This is a genomic window from Neorhizobium huautlense, assembly GCF_030811685.1.
In the GTDB taxonomy this organism is placed as follows: domain Bacteria; phylum Pseudomonadota; class Alphaproteobacteria; order Rhizobiales; family Rhizobiaceae; genus Neorhizobium; species Neorhizobium huautlense_A.
Genome location: NZ_JAUSRF010000021.1, coordinates 68,120 through 91,650, shown reverse-complemented (window position 1 = coordinate 91,650; position 23,531 = coordinate 68,120). Strand labels below are relative to the sequence as shown.

Annotated in this window: 25 protein-coding genes; 17 read left to right on the top strand and 8 right to left on the bottom strand. The window is 59.7% G+C overall.

Annotated elements, in window-relative coordinates; genetic code table 11:
- Window positions 1-32 precede the first annotated feature (32 nt).
- On the bottom strand, window positions 33-299 hold the full coding sequence (locus J2T09_RS23715) for a DUF2188 domain-containing protein (RefSeq protein WP_306839249.1): 267 nt from the start codon (window positions 297-299) through the stop codon (window positions 33-35).
- A gap of 226 nt (window positions 300-525) precedes the next feature.
- On the opposite strand from J2T09_RS23715, the gene J2T09_RS23710 reads away from it, so the two are divergent.
- From J2T09_RS23710 to J2T09_RS23690, 5 genes are all read left to right on the top strand, one after another.
- Complete coding sequence (locus J2T09_RS23710) at window positions 526-1,698, top strand: calcium:proton antiporter (protein WP_306839247.1); 1,173 nt, start codon at window positions 526-528, stop codon at window positions 1,696-1,698.
- Window positions 1,699-1,918: 220 nt separating this feature from the next.
- The gene (locus J2T09_RS23705) at window positions 1,919-3,142 is read left to right on the top strand and encodes a PQQ-dependent sugar dehydrogenase (protein ID WP_306839245.1); all 1,224 of its coding nucleotides are present in this window, start codon (window positions 1,919-1,921) and stop codon (window positions 3,140-3,142) included.
- Window positions 3,143-3,296: 154 nt separating this feature from the next.
- The gene (locus J2T09_RS23700; RefSeq protein ID WP_306839243.1) at window positions 3,297-3,857 is read left to right on the top strand and encodes an RNA polymerase sigma factor; all 561 of its coding nucleotides are present in this window, start codon (window positions 3,297-3,299) and stop codon (window positions 3,855-3,857) included.
- Between the two features lie 6 nt (window positions 3,858-3,863).
- Complete coding sequence (locus J2T09_RS23695) at window positions 3,864-4,847, top strand: FecR family protein (protein ID WP_306839241.1); 984 nt, start codon at window positions 3,864-3,866, stop codon at window positions 4,845-4,847.
- Window positions 4,848-4,959: 112 nt separating this feature from the next.
- On the top strand, window positions 4,960-7,446 hold the full coding sequence (locus J2T09_RS23690; RefSeq protein WP_306839239.1) for a TonB-dependent receptor: 2,487 nt from the start codon (window positions 4,960-4,962) through the stop codon (window positions 7,444-7,446).
- 75 nt (window positions 7,447-7,521) lie between these two features.
- Here J2T09_RS23690 and J2T09_RS23685 read toward each other — a convergent pair whose 3' ends face one another.
- Window positions 7,522-8,724 carry a pyridoxal phosphate-dependent aminotransferase gene (locus J2T09_RS23685; protein ID WP_306839237.1) on the bottom strand — a complete coding sequence of 401 codons (1,203 nt, stop codon included), beginning with the start codon at window positions 8,722-8,724 and terminating at the stop codon, window positions 7,522-7,524.
- A 362-nt stretch (window positions 8,725-9,086) separates the two neighbouring features.
- On the opposite strand from J2T09_RS23685, the gene J2T09_RS23680 reads away from it, so the two are divergent.
- Together J2T09_RS23680 and J2T09_RS23675 are read left to right on the top strand one after the other, a co-directional pair.
- Window positions 9,087-9,404, top strand: a complete 318-nt coding sequence (locus J2T09_RS23680) for a hypothetical protein (protein ID WP_306839235.1) — start codon at window positions 9,087-9,089, stop codon at window positions 9,402-9,404.
- A 584-nt stretch (window positions 9,405-9,988) separates the two neighbouring features.
- Window positions 9,989-10,204, top strand: coding sequence for a cold-shock protein (locus J2T09_RS23675; protein ID WP_003494703.1), 216 nt, complete (start codon window positions 9,989-9,991; stop codon window positions 10,202-10,204).
- Window positions 10,205-10,316: 112 nt separating this feature from the next.
- Here the strand turns inward: J2T09_RS23675 and J2T09_RS23670 are convergent, their stop codons facing one another.
- Together J2T09_RS23670 and J2T09_RS23665 are read right to left on the bottom strand one after the other, a co-directional pair.
- On the bottom strand, window positions 10,317-10,964 hold the full coding sequence (locus J2T09_RS23670) for an MBL fold metallo-hydrolase (RefSeq protein ID WP_306839232.1): 648 nt from the start codon (window positions 10,962-10,964) through the stop codon (window positions 10,317-10,319).
- 76 nt (window positions 10,965-11,040) lie between these two features.
- Window positions 11,041-11,256, bottom strand: coding sequence for a hypothetical protein (locus J2T09_RS23665; protein WP_306839230.1), 216 nt, complete (start codon window positions 11,254-11,256; stop codon window positions 11,041-11,043).
- Window positions 11,257-11,556: 300 nt separating this feature from the next.
- On the opposite strand from J2T09_RS23665, the gene J2T09_RS23660 reads away from it, so the two are divergent.
- The 4 genes from J2T09_RS23660 to J2T09_RS23645 all read left to right on the top strand — a co-directional run bounded on the left by J2T09_RS23660 (window position 11,557) and on the right by J2T09_RS23645 (window position 14,706).
- Window positions 11,557-12,015 carry a MarR family winged helix-turn-helix transcriptional regulator gene (locus J2T09_RS23660; protein ID WP_306839269.1) on the top strand — a complete coding sequence of 153 codons (459 nt, stop codon included), beginning with the start codon at window positions 11,557-11,559 and terminating at the stop codon, window positions 12,013-12,015.
- A gap of 6 nt (window positions 12,016-12,021) precedes the next feature.
- Entirely contained in the window at window positions 12,022-12,720 is a 699-nt protein-coding gene (locus J2T09_RS23655) for a response regulator (RefSeq protein WP_306839228.1), read from the top strand.
- 52 nt (window positions 12,721-12,772) lie between these two features.
- On the top strand, window positions 12,773-14,155 hold the full coding sequence (locus J2T09_RS23650) for an ATP-binding protein (RefSeq protein ID WP_306839226.1): 1,383 nt from the start codon (window positions 12,773-12,775) through the stop codon (window positions 14,153-14,155).
- Window positions 14,156-14,256: 101 nt separating this feature from the next.
- Window positions 14,257-14,706, top strand: coding sequence for a MarR family winged helix-turn-helix transcriptional regulator (locus J2T09_RS23645; protein WP_306839224.1), 450 nt, complete (start codon window positions 14,257-14,259; stop codon window positions 14,704-14,706).
- A 39-nt stretch (window positions 14,707-14,745) separates the two neighbouring features.
- Here J2T09_RS23645 and J2T09_RS23640 read toward each other — a convergent pair whose 3' ends face one another.
- The 4 genes from J2T09_RS23640 to J2T09_RS23625 form a co-directional block, all read right to left on the bottom strand.
- Window positions 14,746-15,087 (bottom strand): tRNA-binding protein, encoded by a 342-nt coding sequence (locus J2T09_RS23640; RefSeq protein ID WP_306839222.1) that lies wholly within the window; start codon window positions 15,085-15,087, stop codon window positions 14,746-14,748.
- A gap of 2 nt (window positions 15,088-15,089) precedes the next feature.
- The gene (proC, locus tag J2T09_RS23635) at window positions 15,090-15,908 is read right to left on the bottom strand and encodes a pyrroline-5-carboxylate reductase (protein ID WP_306839220.1); all 819 of its coding nucleotides are present in this window, start codon (window positions 15,906-15,908) and stop codon (window positions 15,090-15,092) included.
- Complete coding sequence (locus tag J2T09_RS23630; RefSeq protein WP_306839218.1) at window positions 15,908-16,408, bottom strand: YbjN domain-containing protein; 501 nt, start codon at window positions 16,406-16,408, stop codon at window positions 15,908-15,910. Before J2T09_RS23630 ends, proC begins: the two co-directional genes overlap by 1 nt.
- A 462-nt stretch (window positions 16,409-16,870) precedes the next feature.
- Complete coding sequence (locus J2T09_RS23625; protein ID WP_306839216.1) at window positions 16,871-17,128, bottom strand: accessory factor UbiK family protein; 258 nt, start codon at window positions 17,126-17,128, stop codon at window positions 16,871-16,873.
- A gap of 269 nt (window positions 17,129-17,397) precedes the next feature.
- Here J2T09_RS23625 and lgt point away from each other — a divergent pair, with 269 nt between their 5' ends.
- From lgt to J2T09_RS23595, 6 genes are all read left to right on the top strand, one after another.
- The gene (gene lgt, locus J2T09_RS23620) at window positions 17,398-18,213 is read left to right on the top strand and encodes a prolipoprotein diacylglyceryl transferase (RefSeq protein ID WP_373458615.1); all 816 of its coding nucleotides are present in this window, start codon (window positions 17,398-17,400) and stop codon (window positions 18,211-18,213) included.
- A gap of 14 nt (window positions 18,214-18,227) precedes the next feature.
- Window positions 18,228-19,331: a class I SAM-dependent methyltransferase gene (locus J2T09_RS23615; protein ID WP_306839210.1), complete on the top strand. Its 1,104-nt coding sequence runs from the start codon at window positions 18,228-18,230 to the stop codon at window positions 19,329-19,331.
- 201 nt (window positions 19,332-19,532) lie between these two features.
- Entirely contained in the window at window positions 19,533-20,330 is a 798-nt protein-coding gene (gene pgeF / locus J2T09_RS23610; RefSeq protein WP_306839208.1) for a peptidoglycan editing factor PgeF, read from the top strand.
- A 1-nt stretch (window position 20,331) separates the two neighbouring features.
- Window positions 20,332-21,498 (top strand): M24 family metallopeptidase, encoded by a 1,167-nt coding sequence (locus tag J2T09_RS23605; RefSeq protein ID WP_306839207.1) that lies wholly within the window; start codon window positions 20,332-20,334, stop codon window positions 21,496-21,498.
- A 93-nt stretch (window positions 21,499-21,591) separates the two neighbouring features.
- Complete coding sequence (locus J2T09_RS23600; protein WP_306839205.1) at window positions 21,592-22,425, top strand: hypothetical protein; 834 nt, start codon at window positions 21,592-21,594, stop codon at window positions 22,423-22,425.
- A gap of 150 nt (window positions 22,426-22,575) precedes the next feature.
- Window positions 22,576-23,508 carry a ribose-phosphate pyrophosphokinase gene (locus J2T09_RS23595; RefSeq protein ID WP_153359654.1) on the top strand — a complete coding sequence of 311 codons (933 nt, stop codon included), beginning with the start codon at window positions 22,576-22,578 and terminating at the stop codon, window positions 23,506-23,508.
- Window positions 23,509-23,531 lie beyond the last annotated feature (23 nt).

The window sequence follows — 23,531 nt, the reverse complement described above, 5'->3', positions numbered from 1 at the left end:
TTTCAGTCCTTCGACAAAAGATGAGAAGCGTTTCAGGCGCGCCGCGCCTCGCCTTCCTCACCATCCACGACCTCGGCTTCCGGCCGGTCACCGCCATCGCTGTATTCGGTGTGCCATACGCCCTTGGCGTCCTGCCAGCTGATTTCTTCCGGTTCGCCTCCGACCTGCTGCTCCGCCGCCACGATGCGGGCAGCCGTCAAAGCGTCCTCATGGGTCGGAAAGGTTTCGGAATAGGCTCCATCCAGGCGATACGCCCAGCCGCCATCATGCCTGACGACTTGATAGACAACCTTGGTCATGCTTTCCCTCCTTGCTTATGGCCTGTCTTTTGGCGCGGCGCCGGCATAAGCCAATCGAAGTCCAGCCGGCATTCGCGTGCAGGAGAGAAGCGTCGAGAAGGCCCGAAGTTCCCACCCGTCTGGCATTACTATGGCATCAAAGCCGCCAGTGCGCAAAACCCGCCCTTGATGGCCGCCATAAGGGCATTAAATCCCAACACTTTGACGAATGTCTTTGATGGGAATCATGGCGAATATCGCGGCACTACCGAAACAGGAAAAATCGCTCGTTCTGGCGGCACTTGTCGCCATCGCCTGCATCTTTGTTGAACACAGCCTGCTGGAAGCCGGCAAGGTCGTGTCGCTGATTGCCGCTGCCGTGTTGATCGGGGTGATCGTGCTCGCCTCCACCCGCGTTGCGCATCACGCCGAAATCCTCGCCCACAAGGTCGGCGATCCCTATGGCACGATGATCCTGACGCTGTCGGCCGTCGCCGTCGAGGTGATGATCCTAGCCATCATGCTCGGCAGCAGCACATCCCCGACCTTGGTGCGTGACACGATCTATTCCGCCGTGATGCTGGATATCAATGGCATTTTGGGTCTCGCCGCGCTGCTTGGCGGCCTGCGCCATGGCGAACAGCCCTATAACGACAATTCGGGAAAGACCTATGGCGTGATGATCCTCACCGCCATGGGCATTTCCATGATCGTGCCGGAATTCGTGCCCGATGATCGCTGGCATTATTATTCCGGTTTCACCATCATTGCGATGATCGCGCTTTACGCCCTTTTCCTCAAAATGCAGGTCGGACCGCACAGCTATTTCTTCAGCTACAGCTATAAGAAGACACCACAGGCAGCAGTGACCTCAGGCGGCAACGGACCCGCCGGCTCGGAGCCGCTTTCGCCACAGCCGGCAACCACACCGGCCGCATCGCCGAGCACCGAAAAAAGCGAAGAGGCAAGCGCCTCCGTTTCCATCGGCGTCATTCTGTTCGGCGTTGTCGTCATCGGTTTCCTGGCGGAATTCATGGCCGCCTTCCTCGGCAGCGGTCTCGAAGGCACATCGGCCCCGCCTGCGCTGATGGCCGTCATCGTCGCGTCGATCTCGGCTGCTCCCGAAATCCTGACCGCGCTGCGCGCAGCCCTTCGAAACCGCATGCAGTCGGTGATCAACATCGCCATGGGCGCATCGCTTTCGACCGTTATCCTTACCGTGCCTGTCATGGAAGCGATCGCGCTTTATACCGGCCAGCCCTTTGTCATGGCGATGACACCGGTGCAGACTGTGATGGTCGTCATCACCCTGATTGTCGCCGCCATCAACCTCAACGACGGCGAAACCAACGCCATCGAGGGCATGACCCATTTCGTCCTGTTTGCCACCTTCATCATGCTGACCGTGCTCGGTTTGTGACTGCTAATATGGACTTCAGACCGGAGGCTTACGGCGGAAAGCGGAATCAGGTCCGCAAGTGCTTGAATCTGTTTGTCAGCCGGCTCCGTGCCGGCGGACAGGCAGATAAAGTAATCTTGAACGTCCCGTGTGCGGGTTTGGCGGCGCGACGCCCTAGATAGGCGACTTATACGCCAGCGCCTTCGCGATGCCAGCGCACCACGATGAAAGGGAGTTCACCATGACGCGCCTCACCCGTCTTCTCACCGGCACCATCCTTGCCACAGCTGTTCTCGCAAGCCCGGCCCTTGCCCAATCCGCGGCAAAACCGGCCGAAACGAAGGCCGCCAACGCACCGGACCAGAAACCCGCCTTCGAAAACCAGACACGTGCGCCGCAGCCCGCACAGATGCCGAAAATCGCCACCGAGACGGTTGCTGAAGGCCTGCCGCATCTTTGGTCGATGGAGTTTCTGACTGATGGCCGGATGCTGGTGACGGCCAAGCAAGGCGCCATGCACATCATCTCCGAGGAAGGCGAAGCCGGACCTGAAATCAAGGGCGTGCCGAAAGTGCTCGCCAGCGGCCAGGGCGGCCTGCTCGACGTGGCGCTGGCGCCGGACTATGAAACCTCCGGAAAGATCTATTTTTCCTTTTCCGAAGAACGGGAGGACGGCAACGGAACCTCCGTTGCATCGGCCAGACTGATGCCCGACACAGCCGGTGGCGGCACGCTGGAAGACGTCAAAATCGTGTTCCGCCAGATGCCGAGCTATGACGGCAACAAGCATTTTGGCTCCCGCCTCGTTTTCGGCCCGCAGGGCGAGCTTTACGTGACGGTAGGCGAGCGTTCGGATGCGGAACCACGTGTTCAGGCGCAAGAATTGTCCAGCGGTCTCGGCAAGGTGTTTCGAATAGATGCCGAAGGCAAGGCGCTTGCCGACAATCCCTTCGTTTCCACGGAAAATGCACTGCCGGAAATCTGGAGCCTCGGCCATCGCAACCTGCAGGCCGCCACGCTCGATGGCCAGGGTCGTCTGTGGACGGTCGAACACGGCCCCAAGGGCGGCGACGAACTGAACCGCCCGGAAGCCGGTAAGAACTACGGCTGGCCGGAAGTGACCTATGGCGTCGAATATAGCGGCCGCGCCGTTGGCGACGGCATCACCGCCAAGGCCGAGACGGAACAGCCGGTCTATTACTGGGACCCGGTCATCGCACCTTCCGGCATGGCCTATTATGACGGCGACGCCATCCCCGAGTGGAAGGGCGCCTTCCTCGTTGGCGGCCTCGTTTCGCAGGGCGTCGTGGTGCTGCACATGGATGGCGACAAGGTTGCCCATGAAGAGCGCGTGCCGCTAAATGCCCGTATCCGCGACGTCAAGGTCGGGCCTGATGGCGCCGTCTATGCCGTTACCGAAAGCCGCGGCGGCAGCTCCACCATCGTCAAGCTGACCAAGGCGTAACATCTAAGCCGGCAGGTGACTTGTATAAAAGTTGCCTGCCGGCCATAGTCGATCAGAGAGCGACAACAAACATGATTATAAAAATCATATTTGTTGCAATATTCGGATATGGCTTTTAAGACACCGGCGATCCACCGCCACATCCGAGACTGCCATGACCGCGCATTTCGGCGCCTCCTCCACCCGAGACGTCACGTCGACAGCCATACAGACCGCTCTTCTGGACAGTGCCCTCCTTGCTCACTACGAGGAACTGTGCACCAGCATGCGCCGCCACGGGCATACACCGGCGAATTCGCAGGAAATCGTCCATGACGTTTACCTGCGCCTGCGCCACAGGCAGACGACGCTCGAAGGCAAGGCTTCGCTCAAGGCCTTTCTGATCCGCGCCTGCATCAATCTCGGCATTGACCGGTTTCGTCGCCAGCGTTTCGAGGCCTGCCTGTTTTCAGGCTCCGAGCAGGAAGCACTGCAGGTTAGTGCGCCGATCGCTTCGCCGGACCAGGGACTGGATCTCGAATACCGCATCGCGATCCTCAAGATCGCTATCATGGACATGTCGTTGCAGCGCCGCCGCGTCTTCATTGCCAGCCGCGTCGGCAACCTGTCGGCTGACGAAATCTCGCAACGCATTAAGATCAGCCGCAACATGGTGGATCGGCATCTACGAAAAGCTTATCTGCATTGCCTCGATCGGCTGGAAGAGACACTCTGAACGCCGATGATGGTAAGCGCGGAAAAAGCCGGGACCTCGGCAGGTGACAAAACCAGACAACGCAAGCTGCGTGCAGACGCAGTGGACTGGCTGCTGCGGCTGCAGGACCAGCCCGATGACCCGATGCTGCGAGCGCAGTTCGACGCCTGGCTGGCAAAAGATTCTGCACGGGGAGAGATCTTTGAGCGCGCCCGGCGCGCCATGGGCGATGCCAGCCATCTTCTGAAAAATGACCTCGACTTTGCACAGAGAGCCACGCACAAACCGCTGCTGCGCGCCCGTAATGTCGCAACGGCCCTGTTGCTGACACTCGGTGCTTCTGCGGCCTTCCTCGCTGCCGATGGCCCCATGCGTCTGCGTGCCGATGTCATCACCGACACCGGCCAGAAACAGACACTGACCCTCGCCGATGGCTCGAAGGTCGAACTCAACGCCGCATCCGCCATCGCCATCGACCTCGAACCGAATGAGCGGCGGATCAGACTGCTGCGCGGCCAGGCCTATTTCGAGGTTGCCGCCGACCCTGCCCGCCCCTTTGTGGTCGAAGCCGGCAATGCCACCACAACGGCGCTGGGCACAGCCTTCGACATCAATCTCTCGCAGGATGCAACGCAGGTGACGGTGACGGAACATGCCGTTCTGGTCGCATCGCTTTCCGACGGCGCCTCTCGACGCCTGCCGGAAAACAACCAGCTCTCCTACGATGGCGATGGCCGCTTGGGCACAGTCGAGCCGGCCGATCCCAGCATCGCCACCGCATGGCGACAGGGCCGCATCGTCTTCGACAACCGTCCACTTTCCGACGTCGTCGAGGATATCGGTCGTTATATTCCAGGCCGCATCGTCATCGTCCAATCCGATCTGGCGGACAAAAAAATCTCCGGCAGCCTCGATCTCGGCGAACCGCAGGCGGCACTTGAAAGCTTTGCCGAGGCGATCGGCATCAAGGTCACGCGGCTTGGTCCTTACCTGACGATCCTGCGCCAGTAATTTTTTTTAAAGAGACCTGTCCCAATCCCGGATGTTCATCCGTCAACCCGGCAGACGAACATTTGAGAGGACGGGTCCGGGAACCATGATAGTTTCGACCAGCAGACATTTTATGCCAGGCAACAGCCCACGCAGGCTACACCACCTCGCCGCCATGCTTCTCGCCGGCGCGGCGATTTTTGCGACCACGGACACAGCACGCGCGCAACAGGCGACATCGATCAGCATAAGCGTGCCAAGCGGCAATCTTTCGACGGCGCTCAACGCTCTGGCCACACAGGCGAAACTGCAGATCGTTTATGATGCGGCGATCACCCGGGGTCTGCGCACGCCGGGCGTCTCCGGCAACCTGCCGGTCGATGCCGCGCTCTCGCAACTGCTCTCCGGCACCGGCATCAGCTATCACGTCAACGGAAAGACGGTGACACTCGCGAGAGCGAGCGTAACGGATGCAGCGGCGGCAACGGATGCCGATGCGACCAATCTCGAGCCAATCGTTGTCGATGCCGGCGGTTATTACGGAAGCGGTGGCCCAAGCAACGCCATCATCGACAAACAGGTGATTGCGCGGGCGCAAGCCGCCAGCATACCCGAACTTATCAAACGCATACCAGGCGTCTCAATGACCGGCGGCGTCCGCCTTCAGGGGCAAAGCATCTCCATCCGCGGTTTTTCCCGCCAATCCGACACGCGCATCGTTCTGGACGGTGCACCGAAAAATTTCGAGAAGTACGATCAAGGCACGATATTCGTCGAGCCGGAACTTCTGAAACGCGTCGAAATCGACAAGGGCGCAACCTCGGTGCGTTACGGCAATGGCGGTTTCGGCGGCACCATTCGCATGAAAAGCAAGGACGCCAAGGACATGCTGCGGCCCGGCGAGAACTGGGGAGCCTGGGGCAAGACTGCCTATCAGACAGCCAACAAGGAGTTTCTGGAGTCGGGTGCATTGTATGGCCGCTCCGATTTCGGCACACCGATCACCTATGACGGCCTGATGTCGCTGACATGGCGCAAGGGAGACGACATGCGTATCGGCGGAGGCGAGCGTTATTTCTACTCCGATTCCAAACTCGCTTCGGGCATGGCCAAGGTCGGACTGGAATCGGAAGGACATGAGGTGAAAGCCTCAGTCCTATATGGAGAAAGTAACAACTGGGGACCGGTGGCCGCGATCAGGGGGCAGTTGTCTGTCGATGCAGATGACATCAGAGATGAAGGTTTTTATGCCGCCGCCCGCAAGCGTCTGGCGTGGAGAGAACTCAAGGATCTGACGACGACTTTCGAGTACAAATATACTGGCGACAGCACCCTCTGGAACCCTCGGTTCATGGCGAGCTACTCCTCGACGGGACAACACGCGACGCGACCACAAAGCGACGAGATTCCCCGCGCTTCAGTCGGCGGACTGTGGAATGAAGCCACGTACTCCGACATACATCTGGAACTGGAGAACACGTCCGAATTTACGTTCAATGGTCTGGAGCATCGCCTGAATTACGGCCTTCAATACAATGCCCATAAACGTGATGTGTGGATGTATGATGTGTTCAACAAAACCAAACCCGAATATAACTATGGTTATTATGCACCATACTTCATGCCGGAGGGCACTCAGGATACGGCATCGGCCTTCGTTCGCGATACGATCGGCATTACCGACAACCTGACGCTAACGCCGGGCTTGCGTTTTGACTATGTCCGCTCTGAAGGTGTTCCGAGCGCGGCACCGCTCTATAACAATCCGGCGCGCGGACATGACTATTCGGCAGTCAGTCACTCGGGCCTCACACCTGCTGTCAGCCTTAGCTGGGATGCAACGCCCAATATTCGTCTGTTTGCCGACTGGGCCTATGCCATGCGGGCGCCGAATATCGATGAACTCTATTCCACTCAAAGCACGTCCACAGCTCCCGCAACCAGCCGTGGCCTACATATCGAGCGCAACAACACCATCAATCTGGGAGCCTCGTTCAATTTCGACGACGTCCTCATGTCAGGAGATAGCGCATCGGCCCGCGTCGCCGTCTTCAACAACCATGTCACCAATCCTGTCGCCAGGCGCTTCGGAGGCCGCAATCTCTCGGGAATGGGGGCTGTTGGTGTGCCATGGTACTGGAATTTGCCGGCTTATTATACGACCGGCGTTGAAATTCAGACCCATTATGAGAATGACTGGATGTTCGCCGATCTCGGTTTTTCGATGATGACGGGTACCCGTCACGGTGCGGTCAACGATATTCGCGGTCCCAGATCCTATGTAAACGATCTTGCACCGACCACGGCAAACGTCGCCCTCGGTATGAAGCTACCCGAACAGGATCTGTCTTTCGGCTGGACCGGCAACTTTGTTAAAAGCCAGGAAAAGACCCCATACAATCAGTATTTTGGAAGCACGTATGCCCGTCCGGAAAGCCCGGGCTACGCTGTCCACGGCCTCTTCCTCGACTGGACACCACAGGACGGCATCATGAAAGACACCGAGCTTCACGCCGCCATCGAAAACATCTTCGACAAGAAATACGAGCCCTATCTCAGTGACGGCATCACCGCCATGCCGGGCCGCAACTTCAAGATCTCGCTCAGCCGCAAGTTCTGAGACGTGACACCCAAAAAACCAGAAGGCCCGCCGTTTCCGGCGGGCCTTCTGCATTTCAGTGTCAATTTTCAGCGCTTAGCGGCAAGCGGCGCAGAAACGCTGGATGCGCTTGCAGGCTTCTTCCAGCAGTTCTTCCGAGGTCGCATAGGAAATGCGGAAGTTCGGGCCGAGGCCGAAGGCCGAGCCGTGAACGACGGCAACGCCTTCGGTTTCCAGAAGCTCGGTGACAAAGTCCTCGTCCGTCTCGATGACCTTGCCCGAGGGCGCGGTCTTGCCGATCAGACCGGCGCAGGACGGGTAGACGTAGAATGCGCCTTCCGGCTTCGGGCATACGAGGCCGCTTGCCTGGTTGAGCATGGAGACGACGAGGTCACGACGGCCTTCGAAGATCGCCTTGTTCTTGGCAACGAAATCCTGCGGGCCGTTCAGCGCTTCGACGGCCGCCCACTGGGCGATCGAGGAGGCACCCGAAGTCTGCTGGCCCTGGATCATGTCCATGGCCTTGATCAGTTCGAGCGGGCCGGCTGCATAACCGATACGCCAGCCGGTCATCGCATAGGCCTTGGAAACGCCGTTCATGGTCAGCGTGCGATCATAAAGTTTCGGCTCGACCTCGACCGGGGTGACGAACTTGAAATCGCCAAAGGTCAGGTGTTCGTACATGTCGTCCGTCAGTACCCAGACATGCGGGTGCTTGAGCAGCACGTCGGTCAGCGCCTTCAGCTCGTCGTGGCTATAGGCAGCACCTGTCGGGTTGGACGGCGAGTTGAACAGGAACCATTTTGTCTTCGGCGTGATCGCAGCTTCCAACTCGGCAGCCGTCAGCTTGAAGCTGTTTTCCTGGCTTGTTGACACGGTCACGGGCGTACCGCCGCAGATCGCCACCATTTCCGGGTAGGAAACCCAGTAAGGCGCCGGGATGATGACTTCGTCACCCGGGTTCATCGTCGCCATGAAGGCGTTGAACAGGATCTGCTTGCCTCCGGTGCCGACAATGGTCTGGGCGGCGGTGTAGTCGAGACCGTTCTCGCGCTTGAACTTTTTGGCAATCGCCTCGCGCAGCTGCGGAATACCGGAAACCGGCGTGTACTTGGTCTCGCCGCGATTGATCGCATCGATGGCGGCTTGCTTGACGTTGTCCGGCGTGTCGAAATCCGGCTCGCCGGCGCCGAGACCGATCACATCGCGGCCTTTTGCTTTGAGATCGCGCGCTTTCTGCGAAACGGCGATGGTGGCGGAGGGCTTTACGCGGGAGAGGGCATCGGCAAGAAAGGCCATGATGTATTCATCCTGAGGGTTTGAGTAGGCGCACAACTGAATTTTCGCCGTCTGGTTCTATGTCGAATGTGACAGTCTTATTCAAGCACAAAGCAGCCCAAAACGGTTCTTTCGCCAACAAAACCAGGCCTGTCTGACAGCTAGACTTCTTTTGCCACAAGGGCTGAACGTTCCCGTCTCGATGCGGCCGTGGCAGCCTTTTCCCAGCGGTATATCGGTCAACGAATTGCCGTTAACCGCAGCCTTATTTTTGCCACATCAAAACCGCGAGCGGCCGCAAATCAGTCTTCATCGGGTCGCTTTCCGGGGGGATCGTTCACCTGTTCGCAGAGCAGCGAACCAAGGCTCAGGAAGACGATACGATGGAAGACGACACAGCCCCTGCCCCGCCCCGAACAGCGGATGCCATTGCGCGCGGCAAGAACCGCACCTCGTTCTCCATCGCAGCCCTCACGGCCGGTATCGGCTTCACGTTTTTCATGGCCGGCTTTGCGCACGCCGAACCAATGATCTCGACTGCCAGAACGGTGTCGGAGGATGGCCTCTTTCAGCTTGCGGCTTTCGCGGACCAGCGCCTCCTTTTCGGCGTGCTGACTTTTGGCTTTTCTCTTGCAGCTGCCGGCGTCTGGCACCGCAGTTTTCGTGCGGTGCGGAATGCGAGGCACCCTTCCCGCCACTAGCGCGGCGCCATAATGTGAACCACGGCGCCCTTCCGCCCCTCCCTCACTCCGGCAGCGCATAAACCGGGACATTTTATGCTCGCAAAAATTGCATGCAAAACCAGAAAATAACAACTCTCTAAAATGCAACAAAAGGCGGCACAACAGCATGTTTTGCGGGAATCTGTGCCAAAATTTGCCGCCAATTTAGATATTCTTATCGCTGGCGATGGAAATCCGGTAGCATTTTGCCCATATCCTTCGCAAAGCCTTGCCACCAAAGGCTTTTGCTGCCTCGTGCCCTCGCGGAATTTCAACGACTGTTAGAAAACTTTTTCTTGCCAATTTACGATAAACACAGCAATCTGTGTTTGTTCGGGCAATTTGCGAGCATGGGAAGACCTAATAATCAATGCGATCCGGGGGCGCAAACAACCCCGGGCGGACGACTGGGGGACTGATTTTTGGTGATCTTTCTGCCGGCCTGCCGCGGTAATACGGGGCCCCTTTCCTCAATTTTCGAACTGCCTGCCGCTGCCCTTCGGGGTAAACATCGTAATGCTGTCCGCCCGCTGAACACGGACAGAGGAAAAAGGACCTGATGCATGGCCGAAACTGGCACTGTAAAATTTTTCAATACCGACAAGGGCTTCGGCTTCATCAAGCCAGATAATGGCGGCGCCGATATCTTTGTACACATCTCTGCCGTCCAGGCTTCCGGCCTGTCCGGTCTTTCTGAAAACCAGAAAGTAAGCTTCGACACGGAACCGGATCGTCGTGGCAAGGGCCCGAAGGCCGTCAATCTGCAGATTGCTGGCTAAGTCCAATCGGCTTTCTATTCGAGTTGAAGCCCGGCAGCGATGCCGGGTTTTTTTATGCCGTTTTCCATCTGTGCCAGCCTTTCTCTGTTTCGTCGTGGCACAGACATTTCCGTTACAGCCCGACCAGATACGGGCTGGAACGGCGCTCCTCGCCGATCCGGCCACCGGGGCCGTGACCACACAGGAAACCGACCTCATCACCCAGCGGCAGAACCTTGTCGCGGATCGAGGCCAGAAGCTGCTCGTGATTGCCGCCCGGCAGATCGGTGCGACCGATGGAACCGCTGAACAGCACATCACCGAGATGCGCAAAGCTCTCTTTGCGATTGAAGAAGATCACATGCCCCGGCGCATGGCCCGGGCAATGAAAGATCTCGAACACGTGCTCTCCGAACGACACGGTATCGCCCTCTGCCAGATAACGATCCGGCACGAGATTGCGCAGCGGCATGGCAATGCCGAATTTCTGGCCCTGCATTTCGAGGTTTTCCAGAAGCGGCTTGTCATCGACATGCGGACCGATCACCGGCACGCCCAGCCTCTCGCGCAATTCGTCGGCACCGCCGGCATGATCGAGATGACCGTGGGTAATCCAGATCTCTTTCACCGTAATCCCGTTCTGGGCGATGGTCTCGATGATCGTATCGACGTCACCGCCCGGATCGACGACCACGCCTTCCTTGCTGTCGGCATCGAAAAAGATGGTGCAGTTCTGCTGGAACGGTGTGACCGGAATGATACCGGCTTGAAGCTTGCCCATGTCTCTGCCGCCTGATCTCTAAAAATGTTCGGGTGGGGTATAGCGATAAAGGCGGCGACTGGTCAGCCCCTAAAAATCAGTTTGCAGCAGCCAATTGCGGATCACCGGCAAGATAGCGGCTTTCGGCGGAAAGCGGCGGCGACAGCGACACGGAAAGCAGCAGGAACGCGGCCACCGCGACCTTCAGGGACAGGACGGTCAGCAGCAGCGGGCGCAGCGAATTGGCCGGCGTTTCGGCAAGGTCAGCGGTCATTGTCTGTGCGGGCAAAACAGTGGGCATGGCGGTCGGCATGAAAGGCTCCTATCGTCTGGATCAGGCAACGGGCAGCGCCAATGAAGGTTCCGAAACGAAGTGTTGCAGCCGGTAACAATCGCGGCTTCGTTCACGAATTAACGACAACGGATCACCAAGAGTGACGGGACTTGCCGCCCATACATTTAAGCGATTGACCTAAAGCCTTGACAGGACAGCCGTGGGCGATATCCAGAAACCCAAGGGTAAGGCAGGGATGCCGATGAAGAGGCCCGGCGAAATGGAGGCCGCGTGATACGCGCAACGACCGGAAAAGCGGTGACGAAAGTGCGTCCGCAAATGCCAGCCGTCGATGAGGCTGAGATCGATTTCGAATGCATCGAACTGTTCTTCTTTGCTTATCGCGATTTCATCTCCGATCCGGATGCCATTCTCGACAAGCTCGGCATGGGGCGTGCGCATCACCGCGTCGTGTATTTCGTCAGCCGCCAGCCCGGCATGATGGTCGGCGACCTCCTTGACATCCTGAAGATTACCAAGCAATCGCTGGCACGTGTGCTGAAGCAAATGATCGACGAGGGTTACATTCGCCAGATGGCGGGCGCCAAGGATCGTCGCGAGCGCCGATTATACCCCACTTTGGCCGGCCGCGAACTCGCGCTTGCCCTTTCACAGCCGCAATCGCAACGTATCGCGCGCGCCATGGAGCCGCTTTCTCAGGAAGCGCGCGACGGTGTCATGCAATTTCTCCAGCACATGCGCGACACCGACAAGGGCCGTCAGGCAAAAGGCGAGTAAGACGATATGAGCAAGGTTCCTCTTTCGGATGATGCGGCCCACCTTCTGGTCGTTGATGACGACACACGCATTCGCGACCTGTTGAGCCGCTATCTGAACGATCAGGGCTTTCGCGTCACGGTCGCAGCCGATGCAGCAGAGGCGCGCCGGAAGCTGGAAGGCCTGAACTTCGACCTGATCATTCTCGACGTGATGATGCCGGGCGAAAGCGGTCTGTCACTGACCGAGGCGATGCGCGAAAAACGCGCCATCCCGATCATCCTGCTGACGGCGCGCGCAGAGGCGGAATCGCGCATTGCCGGCCTCGAGGCCGGTGCTGACGACTATCTGCCAAAACCTTTCGATCCGCGCGAACTGGTGCTGCGTGTCAACAACATCCTGCGCCGCAACACCTCGCCGGACACGCCAAAAATCGACCAGATCATGTTCGGCCCCTTCACTTTCTCGATCGCCCGCCGCGAGCTTCGCCGCGCTGCCGAAAACATCCGCCTGACGGATCGCGAGCAGGAAATCATGCTGCTTTTCGCATTGCGGGCCGGCGACACCATTCCACGTCACGAACTGATCGGTGACGATGCCGATGTCGGCGAACGCACGATCGACGTGCAGATCAACCGCCTGCGCCGCAAGATCGAGGAGGATCCGGCAAACCCGGTCTATCTTCAAACCGTGCGCGGCATCGGCTACCGTCTGAGCATAGACTGATATTTCTTTCGCCCGCCACAGGCGGCGGGCACACCGCAACCGGAAAGGCAGCATGGCGATCTTCGAGACCTTCAGGCGCACGACGAACCGGCTGCAACTGCCCGGCTGGCGCCTGTTCGGTCGCTGGCTGAAACGGCGCATGCCGACCGGTCTCTACACCCGCACCATGCTGATCGTCATCATCCCGATGCTGCTGTTGCAGACGGTGGTGGCGGCCGTTTTCATGGAACGGCACTGGCGCATGGTGACGGATCGCCTGTCGCAGGCGGTGACGCGCGATATCGCCGCGATCATCGACATCATCCGCACCTACCCGCAGGACGGCAATTACAGCGAGATCACCCGCATCGCCGACCAGCAGCTCGACCTGAACATCCTGATCGAGCCGAACGCGCAATTGCCGCCGCCGCGGCCAAAACCGTTCTTCTCCCTGCTCGACGATGTTCTGGCAAGCCAGATCAACAGCAATGTCGGCCTGCCATTCTGGATCGATACGGTCGGCGACAGCGGGCTGGTGGAAATCCGCATCAAGATCGATGACCGCGTGCTGCGCGTTTTTGCCCGCCGCAATTCGACCTATGCCTCGAACACCCATATCTTCCTCGTCTGGATGTTCGGCACCTCGCTGGTCCTGCTCGGCATTTCGGTGCTTTTCTTGCGCGGACAGATCAGGCCGATCCTGGCCCTTGCCGATGCCGCCGAAAGCTTTGGCAAGGGCCAGCGCAGCGACGAGGCGTATCAGCCGCGCGGCGCTGACGAAATCCGCCGCGCCGGCCTCGCCTTCGTTCTGATGCGCGAACGTATCGAGCGGCAGATGGACCAGCGCACCACCATGCTGAGCGGCATCAGCCACGACCTGCGCACCATTCTCACCCGTTTCAAGCTACAGCTGGCGCTTGCCGGCGACATTCCCGAACTGCAGGGCATGAGCGCCGATGCCGACGACATGCAGACCATGCTGGAAGGGTATCTCGCCTTTGCCCGAAACGAGGCCGAGGAGGATATCGGCGTCCTCAAGCTCAGCGACCTCATGGAAAAGATTCGCGCCGACTTTGCCCTGCACGGCAAGTCGATGACCTATTCCATTGATGGTGAAGACGAACTGTCGGTGCGGCCGAACGCATTTCTGCGGCTTGTCGATAATCTGGCTTCCAACGCCCAGCGTTACGCCAGTTCGCTGCATGTGGAAGCCCGCCACAGCGCCAAATGGCTGATGCTGGTATTTGATGACGATGGCCCCGGCATACCGGAAAATGCCCGAGAAGAAGTGTTCAAACCCTTTTACCGGCTGGATGAAGCACGCAATCTCAATGCATCGGGCACCGGGCTGGGCCTTGCCATCGCACGAGACGTCGCGCGCGCCCATGGTGGCAATGTCACGCTTGGAGAAAGCCCTAAAGGAGGCCTCAGAGCAATCGTCAGGGTGCCGGCCTGAAAGGTCAATTTTCGCTGACAAATAGTTCAGACCGAAGAAGATGACAGTCGTTCGATTATGTGCAATAGCAACAGTTGATAGAGAAACGAGATAAGGCCCGCATGTCATCCAACGTACGCGACAATTTCGGAAATGTTCTCGGTCAGGCGAGCCGCCAGTGGCGTCGCGCGCTTGATCTGCGCCTGCGCCCCTACGGCCTGACCGACGCAACCTGGCTACCGCTGTTGCAATTGTCGCGCGCCAGCGCTCCGATGCGCCAGAAGGATCTGGCTGAAGCACTTTTTCTGGACAGTTCGTCTGTCGTACGATTGCTGGATGCCCTTCAGGCCAGCGGCTTTATCGAGCGTCGCGAACATCCGGAGGATCGCCGCGTCAAGACGATCATCCTGACTGATGCGGCACATGAGGTACTCACCAAGGTCAATCAGGTCGCCAGCGAAGTTCGCTATCAGGTTCTGTCGGGCCTGACCGACGAAGAGCTTGAGGTCGCCTCTCGCGTCATGCGCAATATCAGCGCGGCTCTCGATGAACCTCAGCCTGAAGACGCCTGATCATCCAGCATTTTAAAAAACCGTCGGAATTGCCGGAGATCACATGATCTTCCGGCCGTTCGGAACCGCTTGTTCCGGCGTGCCAAGCACGATCGCTCCGGCCTCGTCCTCGAAACCAAGCGTCAGCACCTCTGAGCGCACGGGACCGATCTGGCGCGGCGGAAAGTTGACGACCGCCATCACCTGTCGGCCGATCAGTGTCTGCGGCGTATAATGCACGGTGATCTGCGCCGAGGAACGCTTGATGCCGATCTCGGGACCGAAATCGATGCGCAGCTTGTAGGCGGGCTTGCGCGCTTCGGGAAACACTTCCGCCTCGATGATCGTGCCGATGCGGATGTCGACCTTCTCGAAGTCGGCATAGGTGATGTCGTCGGCCATGCTCAGCTACCCAGTTCTTCCGCCCGTTTGCGGGCCGCAGCCAGCGCCGTATCGAACAGCGGCTGCATGCCCTCGTCCGCCATCAGCACTGACAATGCAGCAGCCGTCGTGCCGCCGGGCGAAGTGACGTTCTTGCGCAATTGCGCCGCGTCATCGGGAGACCGGCGCATCAATTCACCGGCCCCCGACACGGTTTCCCGCGCAAGCCGCATGGCGAGGTCCGCCGGCAGGCCGAGTTTGCGACCCGCCTCTGCCATGCACTCCACGAGATAGAAAACATAGGCCGGACCACTGCCGGACACGGCGGTAACGGCATCGATATCGGCTTCGCTCGAAACCCATTCGACAGGACCGCTCACCTTCAGCAGATCCGTCACCTGGCCGCGCTGCTCATCGGTCACCCGGGCATTGCCATAGGCGCCGGTAATACCGCGGCCGATCATGGCCGGCGTGTTCGGCATGGCGCGCACCATGGCGGCATCACCGAGATGTTTGGAAAGCGAGGCGAGCGTGGTGCCGGCCGCAACCGACACGACCACCGTCTGCGGTCCGACGAGACGGGCGACCGTTGGAAGGACTGTGTCCATCATCTGCGGTTTGACGGCGAGAAAAAGAATACCGGCAATCATGCCGTCCGGCGCGACGGCGTAAGAGGAGGCCCCCTTCTCCGCAAGCTTCGCCTTGATCGCCTCCGATGGCGACGGATCGAGCACAATGATGGAAGAACCGTCCCTGCCGCTGCCGAGCCAGCCGGAAAGCATTGCGCCTCCCATATTGCCGGCTCCAACGAGGACGATCGGTCCCGCCACCGCTGCACGCATCAGGCTTCTCCGACGGTTTCGAACAGAACGCATTCCATGGCGGCCTTGGCTTCCATGCCGGACCACACCACGAACTGAAACGCCTGGTAATAGTTTTCGCAGGCCTCGAGCGCGCTCGACAGCAGCACTTCAACCTGCTGGTTGGTCGGTTCGGCGCCACCTGCGAGAAGCAGCGACTGGCGGAAGATCACCACGTCTTCCTGGCGCCACAGGTCAAAATGGCCCATCAGCGTCTGGCCATTCACATGCGACAGAAGACGGAGGATCTCGTTGACCCGCTGTTCCGGAACCTTGAGGTCGAAGGCGCAAGCCAGATGCAGCGCCTCGAAATCCTCCATCCAGGAAAAGGAGACGTGGTAATCCGTCCAGTGGCCGGCGACCGTCATGGCGATCTCGTCCTCGCCGGAACGTTCGAAAGTCCAGTCATTGGAGGCAGCGACAAACTCGATCATATCGACCGGGTTCGACTGTCGTTCAATTTCCAATTCCATCACGTTCATGCGGCACCTTTTAGACCGGAGTTGAACCTTGCGAAATTCACGTGCGAACACACCAAAACGCAACACAACCAACCGGAAACATAATCTGGAATGATCGCCGACGAACGTGAGCCTAGACCCTGCAACATGTGCGGAGCTTGCCGGTGTTCATCTCGAATCATCTTGTAAAATCAGTGTATAGGCACAGAGTCCCAACTCCAGCCCCCGGCTTTCGATTTTGCGGGGACGACTCAGAAACGGCGCTCGGATTTGGATTGAGCGGAAGCGATAACTGACTCTGGCAATTGGCTTTTTCGGCAGTGTCCACAGGGCGCGGATTTTTTAACGGGCCGTTTACCAACAGGCGGGCGATGCACAACAAAATGGGGCTGCCAAGCCCCTGATTGCCAACGAAATGTTCGTTGACCGCATTATCAAGAGAAAATTGTGGCCGGAACAAGACCGGCCACAAAGGCTTGGCTTTCAGGCCTTGTCGGCGAGCTTGGCTTCGAGAGCCTCGATGCGTGCCTTCAAAGCGTCATTTTCGTCACGCGCCTTGATTGCCATTTCGCGCACCACTTCGAACTCTTCGCGCTTGACCACTTCCATGCTGTTGAGGAACCGTTCGGCCTGAGCCTGGAACGCGGTCTCCACTTCCTTGCGCATGCCCTGCGCCGTGCCTGCGGCATCCGTCATCAGCCGTGCGAATTCGTCGAAGATGCGGTTCGTTCCGGTTGACATTGTGGTCTCCGTCTAAAGGGGCCGCAAAAGGGCCATTGATCTCTGGAAATCAGGTAGGGTCTGCCGCCGCCGCTTGCAAGCAGATTTGCCGCCACAGGGCGTGAATCAGAAGATCGCTGAGGATGACGGGGCACGACACGGAGATTCGTCTTGACCATGTTTTTCTCTGGCTCCATGGTCCGTAAACGCCTGTTTTAGGTCTCTTTTAAGTATCTATCCCGCCGGGAGAGCATAGAATTTTGGTATCAGCGTCCAGTCTCCTTGCCATCATGCCGTTTCCGAACATCGATCCGGTCATCTTTTCCATCGGGCCGCTGTCGGTGCACTGGTATGGTTTGGCCTATGTCGCCGGTATTCTTCTCGGCTGGCTTTATGCCCGCAGGCTGATCGCCTCCCCGGCACTGTGGCGCAACGATACGCCGCCGATGAATAAACAGCAGCTCGACGACTTCCTGCTCTGGGCGGCCGCCGGTGTCGTGCTGGGCGGACGCCTGGGGTATGTGCTGTTTTACGATTTCGCCGCCGTTTCGGTCGATCCGATGCGCATCTTCGCCATCACCAAGGGCGGCATGTCCTTCCATGGCGGCCTGACCGGCACCACGATCGCCATGATCCTGTTTGCCCGACGCCATTCCCTGCCCGTATGGAGCGTGTTCGACACGATCGCCACCGTCGTTCCAATCGGCCTGTTCTTCGGCCGCGTCGCCAACTTCATCAATGGCGAACTCTGGGGCAGGCTCAGCGATGCGCCTTGGGCCGTCGTCTTCCCGACCGGTGGCCCTTTCGCCCGCCACCCAAGCCAGCTTTATGAGGCAGGCCTCGAAGGTATCGTGCTGCTGATCCTGCTTGCCATCACCGTCTACGCGTTCAAGGCACTCAAGACACCGGGCACCGTTACCGGCCTGTTCGTCATCGGTTACGCGCTGTCCCGCATCTTCGTGGAATTTTTCCGCGAACCGGATGCGCAGCTCGGTTACCTTGCCTTCGGCTGGCTGACCATGGGCATGCTCCTGTCCCTGCCGATGGTGGCGCTTGGCATCTGGGCCGTCATCCGCGCCCGCCTTGCCGCCGGCAAGGCCGGTTGACGACGAGGCCGCCCATGACCACGCCGCTTTCCGACAAGATCAAGAACATCATCCGCCACAACGGCCCGCTCAGCATCACCGACTATTTCGCCATCTGCCTCGCCGATCCCGAGCATGGCTATTACATGACGCGCGAGCCGTTCGGACGCACCGGCGATTTCATCACAGCGCCGGAAATCAGCCAGCTCTTTGGCGAAATGCTCGGCATCTTCATGGTGCATGCCTGGCAGCAGCACGGCAGCCCGCTCGAAAACGTCCGTCTGGTCGAAATCGGCCCCGGCCGCGGCACGCTGATGCTCGATATGCTGCGGGTCATTTCCAAACTTGCGCCGCAGCTTTTCGATGCCGCCCATGTGCATCTGGTCGAAACCAGCGAACGCCTGCGTGGCGTGCAGCGCATCACGCTCGAATCCTATTCGGCAAAGGTCAGCTGGTTCGGTGATTTCGAGGAAGTGCCGGAAGGGTTTACGCTTCTTATCGCCAACGAACTGTTCGACGCGATCCCGATCCGCCAGTTCGTCAAAACCCCGACCGGTTTTCGCGAGCGCCTCGTGACGCTGGATGCCAATGACGAACTCGCCTTCGGCGTCGGCGTGGCCACCATCGATCCGGCGGTTCTGCCCGCCCCACCCGGCCACGAGCCGGAAGGCACGATTTTCGAAATCGCCCCTGCCCGCCAGGCAGTGATGCAGACCCTGTCGGAACGCTTGCGCCATCACGGCGGCACCGCCGCGATCATCGATTACGGCACCATGGTCACCAGCTATGGCGACACGCTGCAGGCGGTTCTGCGCCACCAGTTCGACGATCCGCTGGCCCACCCCGGCGAAGCGGATCTCACCAGCCATGTCGATTTCGAGGATCTGGCCAAGGTGGCGCGCGCCAGCGGCGTACAGATCAATGGCTGCCTGCGACAGGGCGATTTCCTCTACGGCCTCGGCATTGCGGAGCGCGCATCCAGACTGGCCAAGGACAAGCCGTTCGAGCAGCAGAAGCTGATCGCGGCGGCCGTCGATCGCCTTGCCGGAGAAGGCGCGGGAAAGATGGGCGAGCTGTTCAAGGTGATGGCCGTATCCAGCCCGAACGTGCCACTGGCGCCGTTCCGCAAGATCGATTGATCCGGCTGGCCACGCTCCGTCCGATGCGAACTCCATCGCACTGCACAATCCCTGCGAGATTGACAGAGGGCGTTCGGCTGGGCCAACATCCGGCCCAACGAAGCAGCGAACCGGGAAACACCGCACCCTCCGCCTGCGCCGGTCACCCCGGTGCTGACACCTTCACCCTTCCATATCATTCAAGACGAGAACGTTCAGCCGATGCAGGAAAACTTGCCGACGCCGATTGAAAGCCCCCTGCTCGCGCAAAATGCCGGCAGCCGCATTCGCCACGGTTTTTTCACCCGTCAGGGCGGCGTGTCGGAGGGTATCTATGCCGGTCTCAATGTCGGGCTCGGTTCGGATGATGTGCGCGAAAACGTGGTCGAGAATCGCCGTCGTGTTGCCGCCTGGTTCGGTGAGCAACCGGAAAATCTCGCGACGGTCCATCAGGTCCACTCACCCGATGTCATCGTGGTCAGTGCCGACAATGCCAGCGAACGGCCGCAGGCGGACGCCATGGCCACCCGCACACCCGGCCTCGTTCTCGGCGTGCTCGCGGCCGATTGCGGTCCGATCCTGTTTGCCGATGCGGATGCCGGCGTCATCGGTGCCGCGCATGCGGGCTGGAAAGGCGCGCTTGGCGGCGTCGCCGAAAACACCATCGCTGCGATGATCGGCCTCGGCGCCACCCGCGAAAACATCACGGCCTGTCTCGGGCCCTCGATCACTGGCGCCAGCTACGAGGTCGGCCCGGAATTCGTCGAACGCTTTCTGGGTTTCGATCCGGCCTATGAGGAATTCTTCACGCCGTCTGGCAAGCCGGACCATGCCCTGTTCGATCTACCCTCCCTCACCCTGAAGCGCCTGAAGGCAGCCGGTGTGCGGGCGGAAAAGCTCGACCTCGACACCTATCCGGATGCGGAGCGGTTTTATTCCTACCGCCGCACCACGCATGCCAAGGAACCCGATTATGGCCGCCAGATCTCGGCCATCAGCATTTTGAGGAGGGAAGACTGACATGGCCCTGCATTTCGAAAGACCGGAATATGATGCCCGTCTTGCTCGCCTGACCGAGCGGATGAAGGCCGACAAACTCGATGCCATGCTGCTGTTCGCTCAGGAAAGCATGTACTGGCTGACCGGCTACGACACGTTTGGCTACTGTTTCTTCCAATGCCTTGTGGTCAAGGCCGATGGCACGATGTCGCTGATCACCCGCTCGGCCGATCTGCGCCAGGCCCGCCAGACCTCGATCATCGAAAACATTGTCGTCTGGGTCGATCGCGCCAATGCCGATCCGACCATCGACCTCAAAAACATGCTGAGCGAATTCGACCTGCTGGGCACACGGATCGGTGTCGAATACGACACCCACGGCATGACCGGCCGCGTTGCAAAGCTGCTCGACAACCAGTTGAACTCCTTTGCCCAGCTCGTTGATGCCTCCTACCTTGTCGGCGAACTGCGCCTGATCAAGAGCCCGGCCGAAATCGCCTATGTGGAAAAGGCAGCAAGCCTTGCCGACGACGCGCTCGATGCCGCCCTGCCGCTGATCAAGGCCAGCGGCAGCGAGGCCGATATTCTGGCCGCCATGCAGGGTGCCATATTTGCCGGCGGCGGCGATTATCCTGCCAACGAGTTCATCATCGGTTCCGGCGACGATGCGCTTCTGTGCCGTTACAAGGCAGGACGACGTACCCTGTCGGCCTCCGACCAGTTGACGCTGGAATGGGCCGGCGTCAGCGCCCATTACCACGCCGCCATGATGCGCACCGTTCTGGTCGGCGAACCCAGCGCGCGCCACCGCGAACTTTATGCCGCCTGTCAAGAAACGATTGTCGCGATCGAGGACGTGCTTCGCCCCGGCCACACATTCGGCGACGTTTTCGACACGCATGCCCGCATCATGGACGAGCGCGGCCTGACACGGCATCGCCTGAACGCCTGCGGTTATTCGCTCGGCGCGCGTTTCTCGCCGTCATGGATGGAACAGCAGATGTTCTATCAGGGCAATCCACAGGAGATCTTGCCCGGCATGACGCTGTTCGTGCACATGATCATCATGGATTCCGACAACGGCGCTGCGATGACGCTCGGCCACACATACCTGATCACCGAGGAAGCCCCGCGCGCCCTCTCGCGCCATCCGCTCGACCTGATCGCCCTGCCCGCCTTCCCGGCGTGATGGCGGCGGGAAGACGGCGCCACCCTTGGCATTGACGGGCATCGACCGCGCACGTAAATTTACCGCCGGGACTGGCGGTAAAGGAGACGGGATATGCGGCAAGGCAGGACGATGCCCGGATTTGCCCGCGGCACGCCGTTTCGCGCGGCAGCCCTTATGCTTCTCGCCGCCCTTGCCGCCTGCAACACCACCGATGCGCTGACACCACAGGTCGATGTCGGCGGCGGCATGCGGCCATCAAGCCCGGTCACACAGGCCGATACCGAACGCATGGCCTCCAGCCAGCCTTCCTATGGCAGCCCGAATGCCTATGCCGGCGGCAGAGATTACGACCAGTTCCCGGAAGCGCCATCGGCAAGCCGCCGCGGACCGCAGAATTCGCTGGAAGCGCAGGCCCGCGCCATCGATGCCGGAAGCAATTCACCGATCGCCTCCGCCCCGCTCGATCCGTTGCCCGACGCCGCCAGCGCGCCGCAAAATGTGCCGGCGAACACGCCTCCGCAGCATCACGCCGCCCCCATGCAGGCCAGCCTGCCACCGACACAAGAGAACACGGGAGCTTCCGAAACCATTCGTTTCCTGCCGATCATCGGCGCACCGGTACAGGCCGTCACGCCTCTGTCGCGCCAGCTCGGCATGCGGGCCCGCGCCGCCGGCCTCACCATCAAGCCGTCCGGGGACGCGTCCTCCGAACATATCCTCAAGGGTTACCTTTCCGCCTTCCCGGATGGCGGCAGCATCACCGTGGTTTATGTCTGGGATATCCTCGACAACAGCGGCACGCGCCTCAACCGCATTCAGGGCCAGCAAAAGGTGCCGGGCGGCGGCAGTGACCCATGGACCTCGGTACCGGCCGCGACGATGGAGGCGATCGCCGGCGAGACAATCGATGCATATATGGAATGGCGACATGCTCAACCCGGCTGAAGCGCGGCGCTTGACCACATTGACTGATGCAAAAACAGCGCCTGCGTCATCGAGTCTTCATAAAAAAGTAGGGGCATCTGCCAATCGGACTTGCATTCACAAACGGCAACGGTAAAAGGCCCCCATCCAGCACACAATAGGCGGACCGAAATGAAGGTTTTCGCAGGAAATTCGAACCGGCACCTAGCCGATGCGATCTGCAACTATCTCAATGTTCCTGTCGGAAAAGCCAGCGTCAGACGGTTCGCGGACCAGGAGATCTTCGTAGAGATCCAGGAAAACGTTCGTGGCGAAGATGTCTTCGTCATTCAGTCGACGTCCTTTCCGACAAACGACCATCTCATGGAACTGCTGATCATGATTGATGCGTTCAGGCGGTCTTCCGCCAAGCGCATCACGGCAGTCATTCCCTACTTCGGCTATGCACGCCAGGACCGCAAGGCCGGGCCGCGCACACCGATCTCGGCAAAGCTCGTCGCCAACCTCATCACCGAGGCCGGCGCCGATCGTGTCCTGACACTCGACCTGCATGCGGGCCAGATCCAGGGCTTCTTCGACATCCCCACCGACAACCTCTACGCCGTGCCGATCCTGGCGCGCGACGTCAAGGAACACTATGACCTGAAGAACGTCATGGTCGTTTCGCCCGACGTCGGCGGCGTGGTCCGTGCCCGCTCGCTCGCCAAGCGTCTCGATTGCCAGCTGGCCATCGTCGACAAGCGCCGCGAACGCGCCGGTGAATCGGAAGTCATGAACGTCATCGGTGACGTGACCGGCAAGGACTGTCTGCTGATCGACGATATCGTCGATTCCGGCGGCACGCTTTGCAACGCTGCTGAGGCCCTTCTGAAGAACGGCGCCACCAGCGTGACGGCCTATATCACCCACGGCGTCCTGTCCGGTGGTGCGGTCACCCGTATCGCGTCGTCGATGCTGAAGGAACTGGTCATCACCGACTCGATCCAGCCGACGACGGCCGTACAGTCCGCTCCGAACATCCGCGTGGTCTCGACCGCCAACCTTCTCGGCGAAGCGATCAACCGCACGGCTCTGGAAGAATCGGTTTCCAGCCTGTTCGACTGATCCAAAGATCAGCACGCATTAAA

Bases quoted from the DNA above. Each gene is read 5' to 3' on its own strand.
- proC (WP_306839220.1), bottom strand. From the start codon at position 15,908: ATGCGTGCAGCGGTGGCGGGACCGATCGTCCTCGTTGGAGCCGGCAAT.
- J2T09_RS23630 (WP_306839218.1), bottom strand. From the start codon at position 16,408: ATGAACGTGATGGAATTGGAAATTGAACGACAGTCGAACCCGGTCGAT.
- J2T09_RS23655 (WP_306839228.1), top strand. From the start codon at position 12,022: ATGAGCAAGGTTCCTCTTTCGGATGATGCGGCCCACCTTCTGGTCGTT.
- J2T09_RS23660 (WP_306839269.1), top strand. From the start codon at position 11,557: ATGCCAGCCGTCGATGAGGCTGAGATCGATTTCGAATGCATCGAACTG.
- J2T09_RS23625 (WP_306839216.1), bottom strand. From the start codon at position 17,128: ATGTCAACCGGAACGAACCGCATCTTCGACGAATTCGCACGGCTGATG.
- J2T09_RS23680 (WP_306839235.1), top strand. From the start codon at position 9,087: ATGGAAGACGACACAGCCCCTGCCCCGCCCCGAACAGCGGATGCCATT.
- J2T09_RS23710 (WP_306839247.1), top strand. From the start codon at position 526: ATGGCGAATATCGCGGCACTACCGAAACAGGAAAAATCGCTCGTTCTG.
- J2T09_RS23670 (WP_306839232.1), bottom strand. From the start codon at position 10,964: ATGGGCAAGCTTCAAGCCGGTATCATTCCGGTCACACCGTTCCAGCAG.
- J2T09_RS23650 (WP_306839226.1), top strand. From the start codon at position 12,773: ATGGCGATCTTCGAGACCTTCAGGCGCACGACGAACCGGCTGCAACTG.
- J2T09_RS23605 (WP_306839207.1), top strand. From the start codon at position 20,332: ATGGCCCTGCATTTCGAAAGACCGGAATATGATGCCCGTCTTGCTCGC.
- pgeF (WP_306839208.1), top strand. From the start codon at position 19,533: ATGCAGGAAAACTTGCCGACGCCGATTGAAAGCCCCCTGCTCGCGCAA.
- J2T09_RS23715 (WP_306839249.1), bottom strand. From the start codon at position 299: ATGACCAAGGTTGTCTATCAAGTCGTCAGGCATGATGGCGGCTGGGCG.
- J2T09_RS23675 (WP_003494703.1), top strand. From the start codon at position 9,989: ATGGCCGAAACTGGCACTGTAAAATTTTTCAATACCGACAAGGGCTTC.
- J2T09_RS23695 (WP_306839241.1), top strand. From the start codon at position 3,864: ATGATGGTAAGCGCGGAAAAAGCCGGGACCTCGGCAGGTGACAAAACC.
- J2T09_RS23595 (WP_153359654.1), top strand. From the start codon at position 22,576: ATGAAGGTTTTCGCAGGAAATTCGAACCGGCACCTAGCCGATGCGATC.
- J2T09_RS23690 (WP_306839239.1), top strand. From the start codon at position 4,960: ATGCCAGGCAACAGCCCACGCAGGCTACACCACCTCGCCGCCATGCTT.
- J2T09_RS23600 (WP_306839205.1), top strand. From the start codon at position 21,592: ATGCGGCAAGGCAGGACGATGCCCGGATTTGCCCGCGGCACGCCGTTT.
- J2T09_RS23640 (WP_306839222.1), bottom strand. From the start codon at position 15,087: ATGGCCGACGACATCACCTATGCCGACTTCGAGAAGGTCGACATCCGC.
- J2T09_RS23700 (WP_306839243.1), top strand. From the start codon at position 3,297: ATGACCGCGCATTTCGGCGCCTCCTCCACCCGAGACGTCACGTCGACA.
- J2T09_RS23665 (WP_306839230.1), bottom strand. From the start codon at position 11,256: ATGCCGACCGCCATGCCCACTGTTTTGCCCGCACAGACAATGACCGCT.
- J2T09_RS23705 (WP_306839245.1), top strand. From the start codon at position 1,919: ATGACGCGCCTCACCCGTCTTCTCACCGGCACCATCCTTGCCACAGCT.
- J2T09_RS23645 (WP_306839224.1), top strand. From the start codon at position 14,257: ATGTCATCCAACGTACGCGACAATTTCGGAAATGTTCTCGGTCAGGCG.
- lgt (WP_373458615.1), top strand. From the start codon at position 17,398: ATGCCGTTTCCGAACATCGATCCGGTCATCTTTTCCATCGGGCCGCTG.
- J2T09_RS23615 (WP_306839210.1), top strand. From the start codon at position 18,228: ATGACCACGCCGCTTTCCGACAAGATCAAGAACATCATCCGCCACAAC.
- J2T09_RS23685 (WP_306839237.1), bottom strand. From the start codon at position 8,724: ATGGCCTTTCTTGCCGATGCCCTCTCCCGCGTAAAGCCCTCCGCCACC.